This window comes from Natronorubrum sulfidifaciens JCM 14089 (genome assembly GCF_000337735.1).
In the GTDB taxonomy this organism is placed as follows: Archaea; Halobacteriota; Halobacteria; order Halobacteriales; family Natrialbaceae; genus Natronorubrum; species Natronorubrum sulfidifaciens.
This window is the reverse complement of record NZ_AOHX01000031.1, coordinates 37,669-56,701: the sequence shown is the minus strand read 5'-3', so window position 1 is coordinate 56,701 and position 19,033 is coordinate 37,669. Positions and strand designations below refer to the sequence as shown.

General features: G+C 64.8%; 16 protein-coding genes. 11 read left to right on the top strand and 5 right to left on the bottom strand.

Translation table 11 applies throughout. The annotated features are described in order from the left end of the window. Positions 1-274: 274 nt before the first annotated feature. Complete coding sequence (alaS, locus tag C495_RS07545; protein ID WP_008161579.1) at positions 275-3,052, bottom strand: alanine--tRNA ligase; 2,778 nt, start codon at positions 3,050-3,052, stop codon at positions 275-277. Between the two features lie 215 nt (positions 3,053-3,267). On the opposite strand from alaS, the gene C495_RS07540 reads away from it, so the two are divergent. Then, positions 3,268-4,716 (top strand): HAMP domain-containing histidine kinase, encoded by a 1,449-nt coding sequence (locus C495_RS07540; protein WP_008161576.1) that lies wholly within the window; start codon positions 3,268-3,270, stop codon positions 4,714-4,716. Between the two features lie 17 nt (positions 4,717-4,733). Here the strand turns inward: C495_RS07540 and C495_RS07535 are convergent, their stop codons facing one another. Beyond that, complete coding sequence (locus C495_RS07535; RefSeq protein WP_008161575.1) at positions 4,734-5,723, bottom strand: replication factor C small subunit; 990 nt, start codon at positions 5,721-5,723, stop codon at positions 4,734-4,736. 165 nt (positions 5,724-5,888) lie between these two features. Here C495_RS07535 and C495_RS07530 point away from each other — a divergent pair, with 165 nt between their 5' ends. From C495_RS07530 to C495_RS07515, 4 genes are all read left to right on the top strand, one after another. Continuing rightward, positions 5,889-6,962, top strand: a complete 1,074-nt coding sequence (locus C495_RS07530; RefSeq protein WP_008161572.1) for a bactofilin family protein — start codon at positions 5,889-5,891, stop codon at positions 6,960-6,962. A 70-nt stretch (positions 6,963-7,032) separates the two neighbouring features. Then, positions 7,033-7,266 (top strand): ubiquitin-like small modifier protein SAMP2, encoded by a 234-nt coding sequence (samp2, locus tag C495_RS07525; RefSeq protein WP_008161570.1) that lies wholly within the window; start codon positions 7,033-7,035, stop codon positions 7,264-7,266. A gap of 61 nt (positions 7,267-7,327) precedes the next feature. Next, the gene (locus tag C495_RS07520; RefSeq protein WP_008161568.1) at positions 7,328-7,741 is read left to right on the top strand and encodes a GNAT family N-acetyltransferase; all 414 of its coding nucleotides are present in this window, start codon (positions 7,328-7,330) and stop codon (positions 7,739-7,741) included. 66 nt (positions 7,742-7,807) lie between these two features. After that, positions 7,808-8,167 (top strand): hypothetical protein, encoded by a 360-nt coding sequence (locus C495_RS07515; RefSeq protein ID WP_008161567.1) that lies wholly within the window; start codon positions 7,808-7,810, stop codon positions 8,165-8,167. A 20-nt stretch (positions 8,168-8,187) separates the two neighbouring features. Here C495_RS07515 and C495_RS07510 read toward each other — a convergent pair whose 3' ends face one another. The 3 genes from C495_RS07510 to C495_RS07500 all read right to left on the bottom strand — a co-directional run bounded on the left by C495_RS07510 (position 8,188) and on the right by C495_RS07500 (position 11,668). After that, positions 8,188-9,534: a tryptophanase gene (locus tag C495_RS07510; protein ID WP_008161565.1), complete on the bottom strand. Its 1,347-nt coding sequence runs from the start codon at positions 9,532-9,534 to the stop codon at positions 8,188-8,190. A gap of 119 nt (positions 9,535-9,653) precedes the next feature. After that, entirely contained in the window at positions 9,654-10,247 is a 594-nt protein-coding gene (locus C495_RS07505) for a hypothetical protein (RefSeq protein ID WP_008161564.1), read from the bottom strand. Positions 10,248-10,489: 242 nt separating this feature from the next. Further along, positions 10,490-11,668 (bottom strand): aspartate kinase, encoded by a 1,179-nt coding sequence (locus C495_RS07500; protein ID WP_008161562.1) that lies wholly within the window; start codon positions 11,666-11,668, stop codon positions 10,490-10,492. A 144-nt stretch (positions 11,669-11,812) separates the two neighbouring features. Between C495_RS07500 and C495_RS07495 the strand changes: the two genes are divergently transcribed. The 6 genes from C495_RS07495 (at position 11,813) to C495_RS07470 (ending at position 18,979) form a co-directional block, all read left to right on the top strand. After that, entirely contained in the window at positions 11,813-12,250 is a 438-nt protein-coding gene (locus tag C495_RS07495; RefSeq protein ID WP_008161560.1) for a hypothetical protein, read from the top strand. A gap of 241 nt (positions 12,251-12,491) precedes the next feature. Continuing rightward, entirely contained in the window at positions 12,492-12,974 is a 483-nt protein-coding gene (locus C495_RS07490; RefSeq protein ID WP_008161557.1) for a hypothetical protein, read from the top strand. A 3-nt stretch (positions 12,975-12,977) separates the two neighbouring features. Beyond that, positions 12,978-14,486, top strand: a complete 1,509-nt coding sequence (locus tag C495_RS07485; RefSeq protein ID WP_008161555.1) for a UbiD family decarboxylase — start codon at positions 12,978-12,980, stop codon at positions 14,484-14,486. Then, on the top strand, positions 14,483-15,874 hold the full coding sequence (locus C495_RS07480) for a UbiD family decarboxylase (protein ID WP_008161552.1): 1,392 nt from the start codon (positions 14,483-14,485) through the stop codon (positions 15,872-15,874). The genes C495_RS07485 and C495_RS07480 overlap by 4 nt, the downstream gene beginning before the upstream one ends. 72 nt (positions 15,875-15,946) lie before the next feature. Then, the gene (locus tag C495_RS07475) at positions 15,947-17,080 is read left to right on the top strand and encodes a M56 family metallopeptidase (protein WP_008161550.1); all 1,134 of its coding nucleotides are present in this window, start codon (positions 15,947-15,949) and stop codon (positions 17,078-17,080) included. A gap of 216 nt (positions 17,081-17,296) precedes the next feature. Next, positions 17,297-18,979 carry an acyl-CoA synthetase gene (locus tag C495_RS07470; protein WP_008161548.1) on the top strand — a complete coding sequence of 561 codons (1,683 nt, stop codon included), beginning with the start codon at positions 17,297-17,299 and terminating at the stop codon, positions 18,977-18,979. Positions 18,980-19,033 lie beyond the last annotated feature (54 nt).

Sequence of the window (19,033 nt, the reverse complement as noted above, 5' to 3'; positions counted from 1 at the left end):
GTCGCGGAAAACGTGCGAGGATTCGGTGCTGACGGGCGACTGCTGTGGACAATCGAGAGTATCCCATCGCCGTCTCGAGACTCGAACCCCTACGTTCGAATCCGGGCCGAGAACGGAAAATTGTGGGCGTCGGATTGGAAGGGGATGGATTATCTGATCGATCCCGAAACAGGTCGTCACCTCGATCGAACGTTCAGGAAGTAGGCACAGCGGTAATCGTACTCGATTCCAAACGCAACAGTCAACGAAAACGAAGCGAGAATCGGAGTACCGATCAGGCGTCCTGAACCTGCCGAAGGACGTCAGGTGCGTCCTCGAGCGCGTCGTCGAGGTCCTCGACGTTCGGGCCGCCACCCTGAGCGAAGTCCGGCGGACCGCCACCGCCGCCACCGACGCGACCGGCGAGTTCGCCGACGACTTCACCGGCGTTGACACCCGAATCGTCCGGCACGGCGACGACGAACTGGGCACCGCTCTCGCCGCTGCCGAGGACGGCGATCTTGCCGTCTTCGGCGAGGGCGTTGGCGGTCGCGCGCAACTCGTCCATGTCGGCGTCGATCCGGTCGATAACGGCCGTCGTCTCACCGACGTCGACTTCCTCGCCGCCGCCACCGCCGCCGGCGCGGGCTTCGGCGAGCTGTTCTTTCAGGTCCTCGATCTCCTTACCTCGAGCCTTCCACTCCTCGAAGAAGCGTTCGGCCGTGTCCGGCACGTCCTCGGGGGCGACGTCGAGAACGTCCGCAGCGCCGTAGAGGGCATCTTCGGTGCGCTGGGTGGACTCGATCGCGGCGTCGCCGGCGGCGAAGGTGATTCGCTCGACGCCGTCCTGAACGCGTTCGGTGTTCAGCACTTTGATCGCGCCGATGTCGCCGGTGCGGGCGACGTGGGTGCCACCGCAGGCCTGCACGTCCTCGTCGACGTGGATCAGTCGGATCTGTTCGCCCGGTGGGATTCCACCCTGATAGAGATCGAAGCCGTGTTCGGACTCGGCGTCGTGGCGGTCAGGCCACTCTTGGGTGACGGCGGTGTTGTCCATCACGATGTCGTTGGCGAGTGACTCGATCTGTTTGACGTCCTCGCGGCTGATGCGGTCGTAGTGGCGCATGTCGATCCGGGAGGCGTCGACACCTTTCTGGGCACCAGCCTGCCGGATGTGTTCGCCGAGGATCTGCCGAGCCGCGTGGATGACGATGTGTGTCGCCGTGTGATGGCGCATGAGCTGTCGCCGGCGGGTACCGTCGACCTGCCCATTGACGAAGCCGCCTTTACCGGGACTCTCGTCCGTTCGGTGGAGGATGACGCCGTCTTCGATCTGGACATCCTCGACTTCGACGGTCGTGTCGTCGGTCGAGAGCGTTCCCTGATCTGCAGGCTGGCCACCGCCCTCGGGGTAGAACATCGTCTGATCCAGCACGACGTCGTACCCCTCCTCGCGCTCGAAGACGTCGAGAACGACGGCTTCGAACTGCGTTCGCTGTTGGTCGTCGTAGTACAGTTTCTCCGTCTCGGGGAGATCCGCAAAGCGTGCGTCTTCACTCTCGTCGGCCGCTTCGGTGGCCTCGGGAGTCTCGTGGCGCTTGGCGACGAGACTGTAGAAGTCGTCGGGGACGTCGACCTCGGCACCCGCCTCCGCGGCGATCTCTTCGACCATATCGGGCTGGAGGCCATGGGAGTCGTAGAGTTCGATCAGTTCCTCGACCGGGATCGGCTCACCCTTCTCGGCGTACTCCTCGGCCATCGCCTCGACCCGGCGCCCGCCGCGCTCGAGCGTCTCGCGATACTTTTCGACTTCGGTACGGACGATGTCACGGATCGTGTCGCGGTTCTCGTACTCGAGGCGCTCGGCCTGCATGTCGACGAGTTCGTCGAGCGGCGCGTCGACGCCAACGGTGTCACAGAGCCGTTTGGTTCGGCGAAGCACCATCCGGGTGAGATAGCCCGTGCCGACGTTCGAGGGGACGATGCCGTCGCCGAGCATATAGGCGAGAGTTCGGCAGTGGTCTGCGATCGCATAAATGTCCTCGAGGGGTTCCATCAGCGCCTCGAGTTCGCCGGCGTCGACGTCAAGTTCGGCGGCGATCTCGCCGCGGGCGGTCTCCATGTCCTCGGCCTCGTCGATGTCCATGTGGCCCGCCAGCTTGGCGGTGCGATGGATCAGCTGTTCTTCCTCGGCGGTGTGTTCGAGTCCCGCGTTGTCTTTGAGGAACTCGATCATGTCGGGGTAGACCGCCTCGTAAACCGTCGGCGTCCCCTGAGAGACCCACGTCCAGCGCTCTAAGCCGTAGCCCGTGTCGACGATGTAGGTGTCCATCGGGCTGTAGCGGTTCCCGTCTTTCATCTCGTACTCGCCGTCGGGGTCTTGCTCCATCGACATGAAGACGAGCGTGGCGAGTTCGACGCCACGGAAGATGACCTCCATCGCGGGGCCGGCGTTGCCGCCGCCGACCCACGGATCTTCGATGTAGATGATCTCGTCGAGATCGACGCCCAGCGACTCGAAGAAGCCGTCACAGAGTTCGACGGTCTTGTCCTTCCAGTAGACTTCGCCGTAGTAGGCGTACTCGTCTTCGTCGACGTCCTCGCGCGTGTTGAACGCGTGGTGGGCCATCATCTCGAAGGCCATCGTGTGGCGGCCCGTCTTGCCGACGTTGTCGATGTCCTGCATCCGAATGCAAGGCTGGCTGATCGTCAGCGGATTCGCCGGCGGCGGCGTCTCCCCGCTGGTCACCAGCGGCTGGAAGTCGTAAATCGACGCCTGCGTCAGCAAGACGTCGTCACGCCAGCGGTTCGCCGCGACCGGATACGGGTCGATTCGCTCGTGGTCGTGGCCCTCGAAATACGAGAGAAACGCCTCGCGCATCTCCTCGAGGCTGTACTCGTCGTCGAAGCCGGCGTTCTCGATGAAGCCGTACTCTTCACACGGGGGCTCACCGCAGGTTTCTCGCCCGTGATCGCGGGTCCAGAAATGCGCACCACAGCTCGGACACTCCTTGCGCTCGAATCCTTCCTCCTCGAAGTACTCGAGGCGGTATTCGTCCGCCAGTTCGCTCATTACAGGTGTGTTCGCGAGCCAGCGCCTAAAACAGTTCCGCAACGTTTATTTCGAAATGTATAGGCGATCTGTGCCGGACAGCGAGTCGCTGTGCGAGCCGATTTCGTCCGCATCGATCCGACAGGTGACTGTATTGATAGGAGATTGTATCTCGATTCGGTGTATCTTTATCAAGGTGGAGATTCCGTTCCAGAACAGACGATCCACCTGCTGCCATGACTCACACATCGCGGCCACAGACGGTGCTCTACCTTGCGGGGAGCGAAGCGACAGCCCGCGAGGGGGCCGCTGCACTCGAGGCGGTCCCGTCGGGCCGGGAGCGAACGGTCTACCCGCTGTCGACGGCGTCGGCCGGGAGGCCGAGCACGTGGGTGGTCGACGTCGACTGTGTCGTCTTCGCCGAAACCCCGACGACGGCCTCGGGGGCCAGCTTACTCGAGGTGAGCGAGGCCTGCGGGGAGACGCCGCTGGTGCTCTTTACTGACGCCGCCTACGCGCCGAGGGCAGCACACGCGACTGACGGGGTCGACGGCTACGTCCGAAAGGGGACCGACGACGCCGTCTCGCATCTCGCAGACGAGATCGAGTGGATCTGTCAGGACGCGGCCGGTTCGGAACCCAGCGACGCGTTCCGGGCCGCCTTCGACGCCCTTCCCGAACCGGCGCTGCGATACGAACGTGTCGACGACCGCCTCCTCGTGCGTGCAGTCTCCGACAGCTTCGTCGACGTCTTCGCCATCGACCGCGAGACGCTCGTCGACAACCCGATCGACGGCGACGAGGGAGTCGCCCCACCCGGACTCGAGGGACAACGCGCAGTCCTATCCGACATGATCCAGTCGGCCGAGTGTCGACAGTTCGACAGTCGCCACGACACCGCGACTGGCGTCCGAACGTTCCAACTAACCGTCGTCCCCTGCTCGCCAGCGGCGACCGATCGTCGAGCCGACGGGCTCGTCATCTACAGCGACGTCACCGACGAAACACAGCAGGCACAGACGCTGGCTGCCACCCTGTCACGACTCGAGACGGTCGCCGACGTCCTCGAGGACGACGTCCGGACGCTGTTACACGTCGCCGAAAGCTATCTCGCAGCCGCCGACCGGACCGGCACTCGAGCGCAGTTCGAAGCAGTCGAGGAGGCACAGACACAGCTCCGGGAGCGCGTCGACGACCTGGCCTCGATCGCCCGTCGAGACGAGGGTATCGGCAAACTCGAGCCCGTCGCCATACACGACCTCGCTCGACGAGTATGGGCCACTATCGCAGCCGACGACGCCCGACTCGTCACCCCCGAAGAGACCGATCGAATTCTCGAGGCCGACAAAAAACGACTCTGTGACCTGTTCGAACAGCGCTTTCGGACGGTCCTCGAGCACGAACGCGACGGTGGGGCACAAAACGGAGTCACCGTCGTCGTCCGCAGCACCGACGACGGGTTCGCCATCAGCAGTCACAGTACGAACAGTGTGCCCGCAGCCGGCGACGGCGGCCTCGAGACGGTACCGGTTCCCGAGTCACTGGCCACAGCGGACGGAACCGGGACCGACAGCGGCCCAGTCGAGCGCATCGCCGACGCACACGGCTGGACGGTCGCCAGTACCAGCAACGAGACTGGAACGGTGGTCGTGTTCTCCGGCGTCGACGACGCCGAGATTACGTAACATCTGTCAGCTCAAGCCTACTCGTTTTCGAGTGCCAGCGACGCCAGCATCGCCTCGAGTTGCAGGCGCTCGTTTGCGCCTTCGGTGATCCGATAGTCGACCTCGCCGAGGCGCTCGAGCAGGCGAACCGTCGCCTGTTCGGGAATGTCGAACTCCCAGGCCGAACGGTGGAGTTGGTCGATGACGTCGCCGCCGGCGAGACCGCGCTCCATCAGGAGATCTTCCAGAGCGGCTCGAGCGGCGGTGAAGTCGCCGTCGATAGCGTGATCGACCATCGCCTCGACCTCCTCGGGACGGGCCGTCGAGGTGATCGCGAAGACGGTCTCCTCGTCGACGGTCTCGCCCATGACGGCGGCGGCCTGCAGGGCATTGATCGCCTTCCGCATGTCGCCGTCGGCCGCATACACCAGCGCGTCGATCCCGTCGTCTGTCACCGTGATCCCTTCGATCTCGGCGATTTCGCGGATCTGGGCCTCGATCGCGTCCTCGGAGAGTTCGGTAAACCGGAAGACGGCACACCGCGACTGGATCGGGTCGATGATCTGACTCGAGTAGTTACACGAGAGGATAAAGCGCGTGTTGTTCGAGAACTGCTCCATCGTCCGGCGCAGCGCCGACTGGGCGTCGCTGGTCAGCGCGTCGGCCTCGTCGAGAAAGATGATACGGTGGTCGTAGCCGCCGAAACTCGAGCGGGCGAAGTCCTTGATCCGGTCGCGGACGACGTCAATCCCCCGCTGGTCGGAGGCGTTTAACTCGAGGAAGTTCTCGCGCCAGTCGTCGTCGTAGACTTCTCGGGCGATGCTCTGTGCTGCCGTGGTTTTACCCGTACCCGCCGGCCCTGCAAACATGAGGTGCGGCAGGTCGTCCTGCTCGATGTAGCGTTGCAGCCGCGGGACGATGTTCTCGTGGCCCTTGATCTCGTCGAGCCGTTCCGGCCGATACTTCTCGATCCAGACCTCGGTCTTGCCGGGTGTCGGCTCCGCCGCCTCGGCGTCGGCCTCGCTCATACCGCTCGAAAAGAGTGGCCGGAAGATAAAACGACCGAACACCGCCGTCGCTCTCGAGACACGTGCGTGGTGAGCGATCACAGGCAGGCAGAGTGAACACAGAATCGCCTTCATCGCCGAAACCACTGTTGTACGTTTTTATCGTCAGACAGCCAATGTGAGTGTATGGACAGGGTTCAACGCCGACGGACGGTCGTCATCGCCGTGATCGCGCTCGTCCTCGTTGGCATGGTTCCGGCCCCAGTCGTCGCCCAGTCGGACGCCCAGACGGGTGGCACGGTCGTCGTCGACGAAGGCGAAACGGTCGACGAACTCGAGGCGTTCGGCGGGACGGTCGTCGTCGAAGGCACTGTCACTGGTGACGTCAACGCGGTCGCGGGCGAGGTGCGAATCGAGGGTGACGTCGGCGGCAACGTCGAGGCCGCCGCCGGGAGCGTCACGATCGACGGCACGGTTGACGGTGACGTCGAGGCCGCCACGGGCAGTTTCACGCTGACCGAAGACGGCACCATCGGTGGCAACGTCGCCGTCGGTGCCGGAACCGCCGTCATCGATGGGACGATCGAGGGCAGTGCGGAGATCGGTGCCGAGACGATCACACTCGGAGAGAACGCGGCGATCGCGGGCGACCTGCGTTACGGCGGCACCCTCGAGGGGAACACCGACGCCGTCGGCGGCGAGATCGAACAGGACTCCTCGATCGGCGTCGATCTCACGCCGACGATCCAGCCGATCGCCTCGTGGCTGTTCTCGCTGTACGTCCTCGCGTTGAACCTGCTGCTTGGCGCTGCGTTGCTTGCGCTGTTCCCCCGGTTTTCCGACCGCGTCGCGGGACGGGTCGCGAGCGCCCCGGTCAAATCCGGACTGATCGGACTCGGTGTCCTCGTCGCCGTTCCGATACTGCTGATCGCGCTGTTGATTACGGTCGTCGGCATTCCGTTCGCGGTCGCCGGGGCGTTCGGGTTCGCGCTCATGCTCTGGATCGGGGTGATCTACGGCCGGTATGCCGTCGCCGCGTGGCTGCTCTCGGCGGTCGGCGTCGGCAACCGCTGGCTCGCACTCGTCGTCGGACTGGTCGGCGGCGCGGCCCTCGCCCAGCTGCCGTACCTCGGCAGCCTGCTCAATCTGCTCATCTTCCTGCTCGGAGTCGGTGCGCTCACGTACGGGCTGTACAGCCACCGACGGGCGAGCCGAGACGAGCCACACGGAAGCAGGGCTGAGGGGCCAGCGTCCGACTAACCCGTCTTCGATAGCCGTTGGCGGCGGCCTCGAGCGACGCGCTCAAGTCCGTGCCCTCGTAACGGCGCGTATGCACGTCACCGTCGACGTCAAAGGCGAGGCCACCCACGAACTCGATCTCGAGGCGGTCCCCACGACGGATGCCACGACCGGGGAGCCGACCTACGCGGACCTGCTTCGTGAGATCGATCTCAGCCCACACGAGGTCAGCGTGCTCGTCGACGGGCGGCCCGTCCCCGAGGATCAGCCGGTCGAAAGCGACCACCTGACGGTGTTGCGACTGATCAAGGGCGGGGAGCAGTGACGCCATGTGCCGACCCACAACCGAGAAACGGTGGCCCACCGTCGCCCACCGACTCTGACGAATGGAGGGTTACGTCCGCACTGCAACTGCCGACGACGCCCTCGAGGTCCGCCGTATCCTCGATGCGGCCATGCTCGAGCCCGGCGATGTCGAGGCCCGGATCGAGGCTGGTGACGTCCTCGTCGCGGGCGACAGACGCGGCGGGACGACCGGCGATCGTGAGCGAATCCTCGGAACGATCGTTCTCGAGCCCCTCGAGAGCGACCCCGGCGCCCATATCGCGGCCATCGGCGTTCGCCGTCGCCAGCGCGCCCAAGGCATCGGACGCACACTGATCGACCACGCACTCGAGCGACGGGGTCGTCTCACAGCACGCTTCGACGCGGGCGTTCGGCCGTTCTACGACGCGCTCGGCTTTTCGATCGAGCCGATCGACGACCGCCGGTATCGAGGCGTCGTCTCGGCGCTCGAGTGATCCGAACAGCCATGCAGGCGTGTTCCAGCGGAAGTTTATACCGAAGAACGTGGTACGTCGCGTCGCATGCCACTCGGACAGCTACTCAGCGGAGATCCGTCGAAGAACTCGAAACTCTATCTCGCGATCGGCGGCCTTTCGCTCGTGAAAGCGATCGTGATCCGAAAGGACAGAGAGCGGTTCCGCCGGGAACTGCTCGACGCCGGGCTGTTCATCGGCGCCGGACTCGTGTTGCGACGGTACAGCCAGCTCAAAGCGGAGAAACGCGACGAACTCGAGGGACAGGTTCCCGACTGGGCGGTCAACATCGCGACCTCCGAGCCGGCAAAACAGCGGGTTCGAACCATGGCCCAGCAGCGACTGGGCAGCCAGCCCGAACCGGAGCCGACGCTTCGAGAGCGGGCTCGAGCGATGCTCTCGATGTAGGCCGATCTGAAGGATGCCGATCAGGACGACAGCGGCTCGAGTTCGGCCGTGAAATGGCGAATTTCGGGCATTTCGGGCTCGGAGACGAGTTGGAGACCGGGGATCGATTCGGCCTCCTCGAGGACGGTTGCGGCCGTCTCGACGACGTGCTCTAGGTGTTCGGTGTGATACGTGCGGCGCGGAATCGCGAGCCGAACCAGTTCCGGCCGATCGGTGTCGGGGAACGCGAAGCTCCCGAGTTCGACGCCACGGACGCCGCCCTCCCGGTAGAGGGCACAGACCATCGCCTGCCCCGGGAACTGCTCGCGTGGGAGGTGAGAAAGAGCTGTCCCCGCGTCGAGATAGACGGCGTGACCGCCGGCTGGGGTGTAGATCGGCACGCCGGCGTCCTCGAGCATCGTGGCGAGACGGCGGACCTGCTCGATGCGATCCGTGATGTAGGCCTCCTCGACGGCCTCCCTGAGACCGACAGCCATCGCGGCGACGTCACGGCCGGCCATCCCGCCGTAGGTGGGAAACCCCTCGTAGAGAATAGCGCGCTGCTTGCAGCGTTCGAACAGCGTCTCGTCGTCGGTGGCGACGAAGCCGCCGGCGTTGACCAGCCCGTCCTTTTTGCCGCTCATCACGAGCGCGTCGGCGAAGCCGAGTTGCTCGCGGGCGATGTCGTCGATCTCGGTGTCGGCGAACTCAGCCTCGCGGCGGGCGACGAAGGCGGCGTTTTCGGCGAACCGACAGGCGTCGATGACGAACGTCGCGTCGATCTCGTCGGCGAACGCCGCGACCTCGCGTGTGTTCTCGATGCTGACCGGCTGGCCCGCCGCCGAGTTGTTCGTAATCGTCTGGATCACCAGCGGGACGCGCGTAGCGCCGACGTCGTCGACGACCGCCCGGGCGGCCTCGAGCGAAAAGTTCCCCTTGAACGGCTCGTCGGCCGTCGGATCGTGTGCGACGTCGACCGGACAGTCGACCGGCTCGGCACCCTGATTCGCGACGTGGGCGCGGGTCGTATCGAAGTGAGTGTTGTTGAGCACGACGTCACCGTCCGAGAGCAGGCTGCCGTAGAGGACGTTTTCGGCCCCACGGCCCTGATGGGTCGGCACGACGTTCGAAAATCCCATTACCGCCTCGACGGCCGACTCGAGTTCATCAAAACTTCGCGAGCCGGCATACGACTCGTCGCCCCGGACGAGTGCGGCCCACTGCGTGTCGCTCATCGCCCCGGTGCCGCTGTCGGTCAGGAGATCAATGAAGACCTCCTCGGATGCGAGATTGAAGACGTTGTAGCCAGCGTCCTCGAGCGCGCGCTCGCGGCGCTCTCGGGAGGGTAGGTGAATCCGTTCGACCAGCTTCGATTTGTAGGCGACCATACGCACGTCACGCGGCCACGCGTGTTCAGTCTAATTGGCAGGTCATGTCCGCTGATGTCGCGAGGCGTCCGCTCTCGGACGAATCGGCACATCGATGGGCGAAAGCGACAGCGGCGCACTCAGCCAGGCGACTGTCCGTCAGCGCCAGCGCTGTTGAAGCGATCGTTGGCGACCCGCGTCGGCGTCGGTTCGGGCCCGACGAGTGTCAGGTCGGTCGTGGTGTCGGTGACTCGACGCGACGTGCCGGCAGCGTCAGCATCCGGCTGTTCCCCGTCGGGTTCAGTCGACACCCTCGTCGGTCGTCGGGCATCGGAGTCGGTGGCTGGACTCGAGTCGGCCCCCGTAACCGTCCGCAGATCGGCCGCCGTCGCGTCGATCACGTCACCGTCGCGAACCGTGACAGCCGCATCGCCGACGAACTCGAACTCGAGGTTTTCGTCGGCCTGCGCGGTCGGTTCGTCGGCATCATCGCCCGGACTCGGATCGCCGCCGTCGGTGGCCGGGATCGGCTGTGTCGCCGTCTCGACCAGCTGTACGTCAGCGAACAGCTCGGCCGCCGTCGTGTCGTCAGCATCGATCCGGTCGTCGCGGGTCGGCTCGTGAGCACCGCCGGCTGCGGCGAGGTCGTCGGGCGAGTCGATACCGAACGCGGCCAGAACCGCGTCAGGGTCGGGGTCGATTTCGGGGAAGGCGTCCGTTGGCTCCGTGCTCATGACCTCGAGTGCATCGCACCCGCCCTTCGTTACGACCCTGTTACCGAACGTTCACGAATGGATACCAGTTTCTACGCGATGCTTTCGATCCGCACACGGCACACCGACGGACGGGTCGGCACGCTCGAGGAGGTTCGGCCGTCGAAACCGCCGATGGTCGGTGGTTATACTGTCTGACAGCAGTCAATACGACGTCGGTCGCGAATTTGCGACCGATCGTCACGTCGTTCTGTCCGACAGTATTAGAAGAGGTCCTGGGTCAGCTCGAGGGTATCTTCACGGTCGTCCCACTCGACGAACAGCGCGACGCTGGTCGCGCTCGTGATGATGTCCTGGAGGTGAATCCGGGCCTCAGCGAGCGGGTTGACGATCTCACTGATGATCCCCGGCTGGTTCGGGAGTTCGCCGCCGGTAACGCGGACGACGGCGATCGGCGAGTCGACGGTCACACTCGAGAGTTCGTCCCGGGCGATGACCTCGCGGTGGAGGATGTTCTCGGCGCGTTCGGCCTCGTCTTCGTCGATATAGAACGTGACCGTGTCCATCCCGCTGGCGACAGCGTCGATGTTGATGTCGTTTTCCGAAAGCGACTCCGAGAGGTGATGGAAGACGCCGGGCTGGTTGCGGATCGCGCGGCCGGCAACCGTCAGGCAGGCGAGGGGCTTTTCGCGCAGGTCGACGAGGTTCTTGAACTCGCCTTCGATGCTCGTCCCACCGGAGAGCAGGTCACCGTGCTGGTAGTGAACGACGCGGACGTTGAGGCCGCCGTCTTTGTACGACAGCGCGGAAGGGGCGACGACTTCGGCACCGCGGAACGAGAGGTTCCGCAGCTCGTCGACGGAGATCTCGCCGACGTTGCGCGCGCCTTCGACGACGTTCGGGTCGCCGGTCATAACGCCTTCGACGTCGGTGACGATGACGACCTCGTCGGCGTCCATGTATTTGCCCATCATGACGGCCGTGGTGTCGGAGCCACCACGACCCAGCGTCGTGATCGAGCCGTCGACGCCTTCCGCGAGGAAGCCGGTGAGCACTGGCACGGTGTCCTCTAAGTCGTCAGCGACCTCGAGGGCGCGTTTCTGTGTCTCCTCGACGTCGACTTCGCCGAACTCGTCGGTGATGACGGGCCAGCCGTCTTTGCCGGGCTCGAGGAAGGTCGCGTCGATGCCACGAGCCGACAGCGCGGCCTTGAGCATCCGGACGGACGTTCGCTCACCCATGCTGACGATCTGGGCGCGGTCGGCGTCGTCAGTCTCGAAGGTGATGTCGTCTAAGAGGTCGTCCGTGGTCGATCCCATCGCGCTGGCGACGACAGCGATCTCGTGGCCGTCCTCGACGGCGGCTGCGATCGAGTCCGCAGCACGATTAATTCGGTCACCGCTGCCGAGACTCGTGCCGCCGAATTTGGCTACAACGCGCATACTGCCACCTCATCCGCCGCTCGAATGACGATAACTTCGCTCATATGCCACACCGTTACCAGAGCGAGCAGATAACTGTGTCCCATCGCATCGGCACCAACCGGCGGGCGGATTTATGTTCGTGCGTAGCATTACCACACGCAAATGAACGTACGGGACGCTCTCGAGGCAGACGCAGACGCGCTGGCGTCGATCGCCGACTCGCCGACCGACGTGATGCGAAATCTGGTCCACGATCGGACGGTGCGCGTCGCCGAGGACGGCACCCACGATCCGAACGCCGATATCGCCGGCCCACAGTACAACGGCTCCGATCCCGAGGATCTACTGGGATTCATCAGCTTCGACGCCAGAGACGATACCGTGCACGTGACACAGCTCGGTGGAACCGACGAGGCGTGCGAGCGACTGCTCGGCGAGCCGGTCCGATTCGCCGAGCGCGAGTCGATGGCCGTCGAAGTGCTGGTCTCTCCGGAGACGGGGGCGGTTGCGGATGCCGCCGAAGCGCTCGGCTTCGAACGGCGAGGCCGCGGGCCCCAGTTCGATGGCAAACCGACCGTTCGGTTCCGACTCGAGCACTGAGACGGTCCGCGATCCAGCTCGCCCGGTGGGCCCCACGCGTCGCGGGTGTCCCGGCACTGACCGACAGGAGTCGGTCTGTGGAGGGCGCTGACAGCCGGACGGTCGACGACCGAGTCGTCCAGCCCGCAGCGAACACCCCGGCGTGCAAAAACATTATACTCCCTGCATCGAGTGTTGGGATACTAGCACATCCGAGCCGTCGTCGCAGCGCCCACTCCAAACGAGTTCCGTACGCAAGGCAATGTCAAACACATACATCACTGCCGAGAAACACCTGCCGAACGCCCCGGGCACGGAGACGGTGTTGCAGGTTCGCGACGCCGAGACGAAAGAGATCTTTCACTCTCGAGCGCGCGTTGCGAAAGATCCCGGACAGCTCGAGCAGCCGGAACCGCTGTCGGTCGTCAAAGGCCCACACGAAACCACGAAAGAACAGTGGTATATCGAGTTCGTCGACGAAACGGAGGACGTCGAAGACCGACTCGAGCGACTCCTCGAGGACCAACAGGAGCGCTCGAACATCGTCAACACGCGCTCGAGCGATCTGAACGTCCTGTTGGGCTATCTCGCCGACGTCGGGGAGTACGACTCGATGGCAGACGCGGCTCGAGCGCTCCTGTTTGCCGGTCTCGCCGAGGAACACCCGTCGCTGCTCGAGACCTACGCCGACTGTAAAGCCGAGTTCGAGACAGACCCGCTTCAAGAGGTACTCGAAACCGAATAACGGATGGCTGTCACATCATTTCGGGAGTTTCTCGACTGTCTCGCGGACGCGGACGCACTGACGACGATTACCGACGACGTCTCGTGGGATCTCGAGGCGAGCGCCATCACGATGCTGGCAAACGAGACGGACGATCGGATTCCGGTCTTCGAGTCGGTCCAATCGCAGTGTGGAGAGACGGCCGCTCGACTCGTGGGAGATCCCTACCGTGGCCCCCAGCGTCGGCCGTGGGAGTGGTTTGCACGCGCGTTCGACCTGCCAGTCGATCCCGGGCCAGCCTACTACGAAGGGATGATCGAACGGCTACACGACCCCATCGAGCCGGCGGTCATCCCCAACGACGAGGCCCCCTGCAAGGAGGTCGTTCGAACGGGTACAGCGGCGAGCCTGCTCGAGTTTCCGTGGCCGTACATCCATCAGGGCGACGGCGGCCGGTATGCGACGCTTTCGACGCTCGTTGCTCCCGACCCCGACAGCGAGTGGGGCAGCTGGTCGCGCCACCGGGCGATGATCCACGACGACTCACAGGCGAGTCTGCTCTTTTTGGCGGGCGAGCAGGTGCCAAACCGTTACTACTTCGAGTACGAACGCAACGACGAGCCGATGCCCGTCGCCCTGACGATCGGTGCCGGGCCAGCCATTGAGGCCACCGCCGAGGTGTGGATTCCCGTCGGGCGAAGCGAGGTCTCCTTTGCGGGGGGGCTGCGGGAGTCGCCAGTCGAGCTTGTCGAGTGTGAGACGAACGACCTCGCCGTGCCCGCGTCGGCCGAGATCGTCATCGAGGGCCGCGTGATGCCGGACGAACGCCTCGATGAGGGACCCTTCGGCGACTACTTCGGCTACATGAACGGCCCCCGGCGCTCGATGCCCGTACTCGAGGTCGATGCGATTACCCACCGCAAGCAGCCCTACGTCCCGTTCTGTGTCGAAGGAAGCGGCGTCGGCTACGGGGAGAACTCGACGAGCACGTTCGCGGCCGCGGCGGGCGGGCCGGACGCCACGCTGGGATTACGAGCAGCCGGCTTCGACGTCGAGATGGCCGTTCCGTGGCCCTTTACCTCGCGAACAGTGTGGATCATCGCGACCGAGAAGCCCTACCCCGGCGCGTTACACGAACTCGCCAACTTCATTTTCACCACCTGGGGAATGCTCCACATCGACTTTTTCGTCTTCGTCGACAGCGACGTCAACCCGCTGAATCCACGTGCGGTCGTCGAAGCGATCGCTCTCCACGCCGATCCCGACACGGACTTCCACCAGTTCGGCGTCGAGCGCATGCCGAAAGTGCCACTGAACATCTACCAGACGCCCGACGAGAAGGGCAGTGCAGCCGTCGGTACCTCGAAGACGAAGACGGCGAAAGCGTACATCGACGCCTGTGCCGACGGCACACGACCAGCCCAATCGATCGGCGATCGGGACGCCCGCGAGCAGGCCCGGAACCTGCTCAGCCAAGCCGGGGTTCCCGAATCGGCATTCGAACCATCACACACGATCGACTCGAGCCAATGACGGCGTTTCGAACCCACCTCGAGTTCCTGCGGAAAACCGGCGACTGCTGTTCGCTCGAGCGACCCGACTCGCCGTCGCCACAGGTCATCGCCAGCGAGGCGCTTCGGGCCGACGGCCCCGCAGTGCGATTGGGGACGGCTGACGGCCGCATCGACCTCGTCAGCGGCGTCTACGGCGGCGTCGACCAACTGCGCCGTCAGACGCGATACCCGTGGACACGGCTCGGGATCGGCCTCGGCGTCGACCGAGATCCCGCGTACGTCGACGTCCTCGAGAAGATCGCGACACTCGGCAAGCGGGTCGACGAGCGAGACGTCACCTACGTCGAACGGGCGGCGACCACCACGGATCGAACCGTTCGAGACCTCGGCTTTCCGACGCCGCCGGGCGAGACCTGGCCCCACGTGACGCTCGGGGTCCTCTCAGTCGGGACCGACGAGGGCACGTACTGGACGCCGCTTCACGGGACGGTCATCGACAGCAATACGATTCGAGCGCGTATCCCCGAGACGATCACCGACCGATTCGAACGCGGGGCGACGGTGTCAATCGCACTCGGCGTCCCAGCCGAGGCGCTCGCGGCGACGCAGTTTTTGACGATTACCGACCGGCTCTCGACACCGATCGAGGACCGCCGCGTCGGCTCGACGGTGCCAGTGATCCCGACCACTGGCGGCGTCGTCCCGAGTTCGTCCGAGGTCGTCCTCGAGGCCGAAATTGCCGACAAACAGCCCGACACGCGGTCGGAAAAGCGGGCGTTCTGGGAGCACCTCCTCGAGGGAACGACGCTGACACTCGAGGTCTCGAGCGTGTTCACCCGTGATGATGCCGTCGTTCCGTTTACGCCGCTTGGCGTGCCACTGACCGACGATCTGCAACTCGTCAGCCTCGCGCTTGCAGCACGACTCTACGATCGGGTCAACAGCTACTGGGGTGTCTCGCCCGTCGAGTGGCTGTTGTTGCCGGCGGCGGGTCGTCTCGGGATCTGTGTCGTCTCGACAGAGGTCCTGTACGCCGGCTTCGAGTGGCAGCTGTCGAACTTCCTGTTTTCCTTTGCCGACTGTTTCGATACGGTCGTGCTCGTCGACGAACACGCCAGCCCGCGCGACCTCGGGCAGGTCCTCGGCGACATTTGGGTCAAAGCCCATCCCGCTCGAGACTGGCTGTTCAGCGGCTCGGACGCGCCGGTTGCCCGCCTCCCGACGTACAGCCGGGAGGGAACCGGCGCTCGCCTCTACATCGACGCGACGTGGGACCCGCGCTGGGACGAAGCGTACATCGCGCCGCGGGTCTCACTCGCCGAGTCGTACCCGCCCACGCTTCGGGCCGCCATCCGCGGCTCGTGGGCCGAGTTCGGGTTCGACAGCGAGTTGGATGAGCTGTTGTGATCCCTGCTGTGGGCAGTTCACAGAGCTGAACTGTCCAAAACACTGTTGCGAGCGTGGCACCAAAACGACAGTGTGCCACTCACACCGGATCGACGGCTTCAGGCACGAATCGTCGGCGCGCTGGCGCTCGTAGTCGGCGTCAACGGTCTCCTGATTGCCGTCCTCGCGTGGAGCGTCTCCCACGCGCTGGCCGCAAGCGGCCACCCACTACAACCCGAGAGCAGCCTTCCGCTGACGATTGGCACGCTCCTCGTCGGTGCAGTCGGCCTCGTCGCCCTGCAAGCGAGATACGGCACCCGAGCCGTTGTCTCCGGGCTCGAGGTCGACGACACTGCGGGGGACGGCCCGCGAAATATCGACGGGCGAGTCCGCCGGCTGGCAACACAGGCTGACGTGGCGCACCCCTCGGTTGCCGTCGCCGACCGGGCCGAGCCGGGCTGTCTGACCGTCGGCAGCCAACGGTCGCCGACGATCGTCGTGACGACGGGGCTGCTCGAGGCCCTCGATGACGACGAACTCGACGCGGCGCTTGCACACGAGGTCGCCCACATCGCAAACCGCGACCTGCCGGTCGTCACCGCCGTCGCCGCGACCGTCGCGATCGGCGATCGGCTGCTCGAGCGCGAGCGCCGACTCCGACGGGTGCTCTGGGCCACCCTGTGGCTGGCCGTTTTCACCGGTATCGGGATCATCGTCCTCGCAGTTCCGCTTCTGGTGCTCGGATCGCTCTATCTCGTCTGGAGCGCCGTCGCGAGGGGCTTACTCGGCGTGAACGCGATCACGCTCGGCCTGTTCTCGAAGGCTCGCGAACACGCCGCCGACCGCGGGGCAGTCCAACTCACCGGCGAGCCGGCTGCGTTAGCGGCCGCCCTCGAGACGCTCGAGGACGAACGCCCGACACGGGACGTACGGATCGACGCCAGTGCAACGCTCGGGATCGTCGCCCAACCGCTGACACTCGAGACGCGTGCGGACGACGAGGGCGACCACTGGGTCGACCGATGGACCCCAAAGCTGTCACCCGAATTCACGGAGCCGGACGCCGTGGACCGAGCCGTCATCGTCGTCAGCAGCTGGCTCCGGGAACACGTCATTGCCCCGGTAACGACACGCGTTCGTCGCCTGCTCGCGTGGCGACCGCAGACCCATCCGGCGACCGAGACACGACTCGAGCGGTTGCGAACGCTCGAGCGACGACGGGAGTGAGTCGATGCAGTGACACGGAGTCCAGCTGCTGTTTTCCGAGTCGAATGTAGTGCGTGTGCACCCGCTATTCGTCCCAACAGGTGTTTACGAAAGTGTTTACGCAAGCAGGCGTCGGGGTACTGACCGAACCGGAACGAAACGATCGTTTCTATTTCACTCATCAGTTTTGAAAGTATCCGGTGCAGTTATTACGGAGAGTGGGTCCAGCAGTGGTGTATGCCATCGAGCCACAATCTTCCAGAGTACGAGCAGGTTCGCGAGGAATTCAGTTGGGACGACCTCTACGACGCAGCCGACTGGGACGCACCGGGTGAACTGAACATCGCACACGAAGTCTGTGATCGACACGCCGAGAACAAGGAGAAAGTCGCCCTCTATCAGGTCAGCGAGGACGGGGAGCTGACGACGCTGACGTTCTGGGAGCTGGCGAACCAGACGAGCCAGTTCGCGAACGTCCTCGAGGACCTCGGCATCGAACAGGGCGATCGGGTCTTCTCCTACATGCCCCGAATCCCCGAACACTACGTCGCGCTGGTGGGGACGCTCAAACGCGGGGCCGTCTTCGGCGGCATCAACGAGCGCTTTGGCCCCGACGGCATCTCCTACCGGCTTGCCGACTGTGACGCGAAAGCGATCGTCACCACCGCCGACAACCGCGACACCGTCGAACAAGCCCTCGAGGATGCCCCCTCGGTCGAACACGTCATCGTCGTCAGCGACGACGGGACGGGCATTCGACGCGGCGACGCAAGCTACCATAGCGAGATGGAAGATGCGAGCCGTGAGTACGAGCCAGCCCAGACGGGCGGCGAGGACGACGCCTTGCTCTACTACACCAGCGGGACGACCGGGCTGGCGAAAGGCGTTCGCCACAAACACCGGTGGGTCACCGGCGTCGCCGCCACTCAAAAGTATGCTGTCGACCTGCAGGAGGGCGACTGCTACTGGTCGACCGGCGACCTGGGCTGGCTGACCGGCCCGATCAACACGCTCGGGGCCTGGTTCTGGGGCACCGCCCTGTTCACCTACGAAGGTGAGTTCGACCCCGGAACGTGGGCCGACCTCCTCGATGAGTTCCCCATCACGGTGTTGTTCTCGGTGCCGACGGCCTACCGAATGTTGCGCGAACACGAGGAAGTCCTCGAGGACGTCTCGCTCGACCTGCGTCACGCCTTATCGATCGGCGAACCGCTCTCGGCGGGCGTCGTCGAGTGGGGCGAGGAAACCCTCGGTGTGACGATCCACGACACCTACGGGCAGACCGAGACGGGCAACATGATCATCAACAACTACCCGACGATGGACGTGCGGCCGGGTTCGATGGGCAAGCCGCTGCCCGGTGTCGAGGCTGACATCGTCGATCCGGAGACGGGTGAAGTGCTCGAGCCCGGTCAGACGGGCGAGATCGCCCAGCGCGGGGACTACCCCTGCTTCTTCGCGGAGTACTGGCAGAAACCCGAAAAGACCGCCGAGTGCTTCGTCGACGGTCCCGACGGCGAGTGGTATCTCTCGGGCGACCTCGCCCACAAAGACGAGGACGGCTACCTCTGGTTCGAAGGCCGGGCCGACGACGTCATCCTCTCGTCGGGCTACCGGATCGGCCCCTTCGAGGTCGAAAGCTCGCTGGGCGAGCACGAGGCCGTCGCCGAGGCCGCCGTCGTGCCCAAACCCCACCGCGAGCGGGGCAACATCGTGAAAGCCTACATCGTGCCCAGCGAGGGGACGACGACCTCCGCCGACCTCAAAGAGGAGGTCAAAGCCCACGTGCGAGACGAACTCTCGGCCCACGAGTACCCCCGCGAGATCGAGTTCCGTGACGAACTGCCCAAGACGGTCACCGGGAAGATCCGCCGGACGGAGCTCCAAGACGAGGTCGAAGAGGAAGCCGAGGCGGCCTGATCGACCTCGGCGCAGCCTCGAGTAGAGCGATCGAACGACGCGACAGCAGCATCC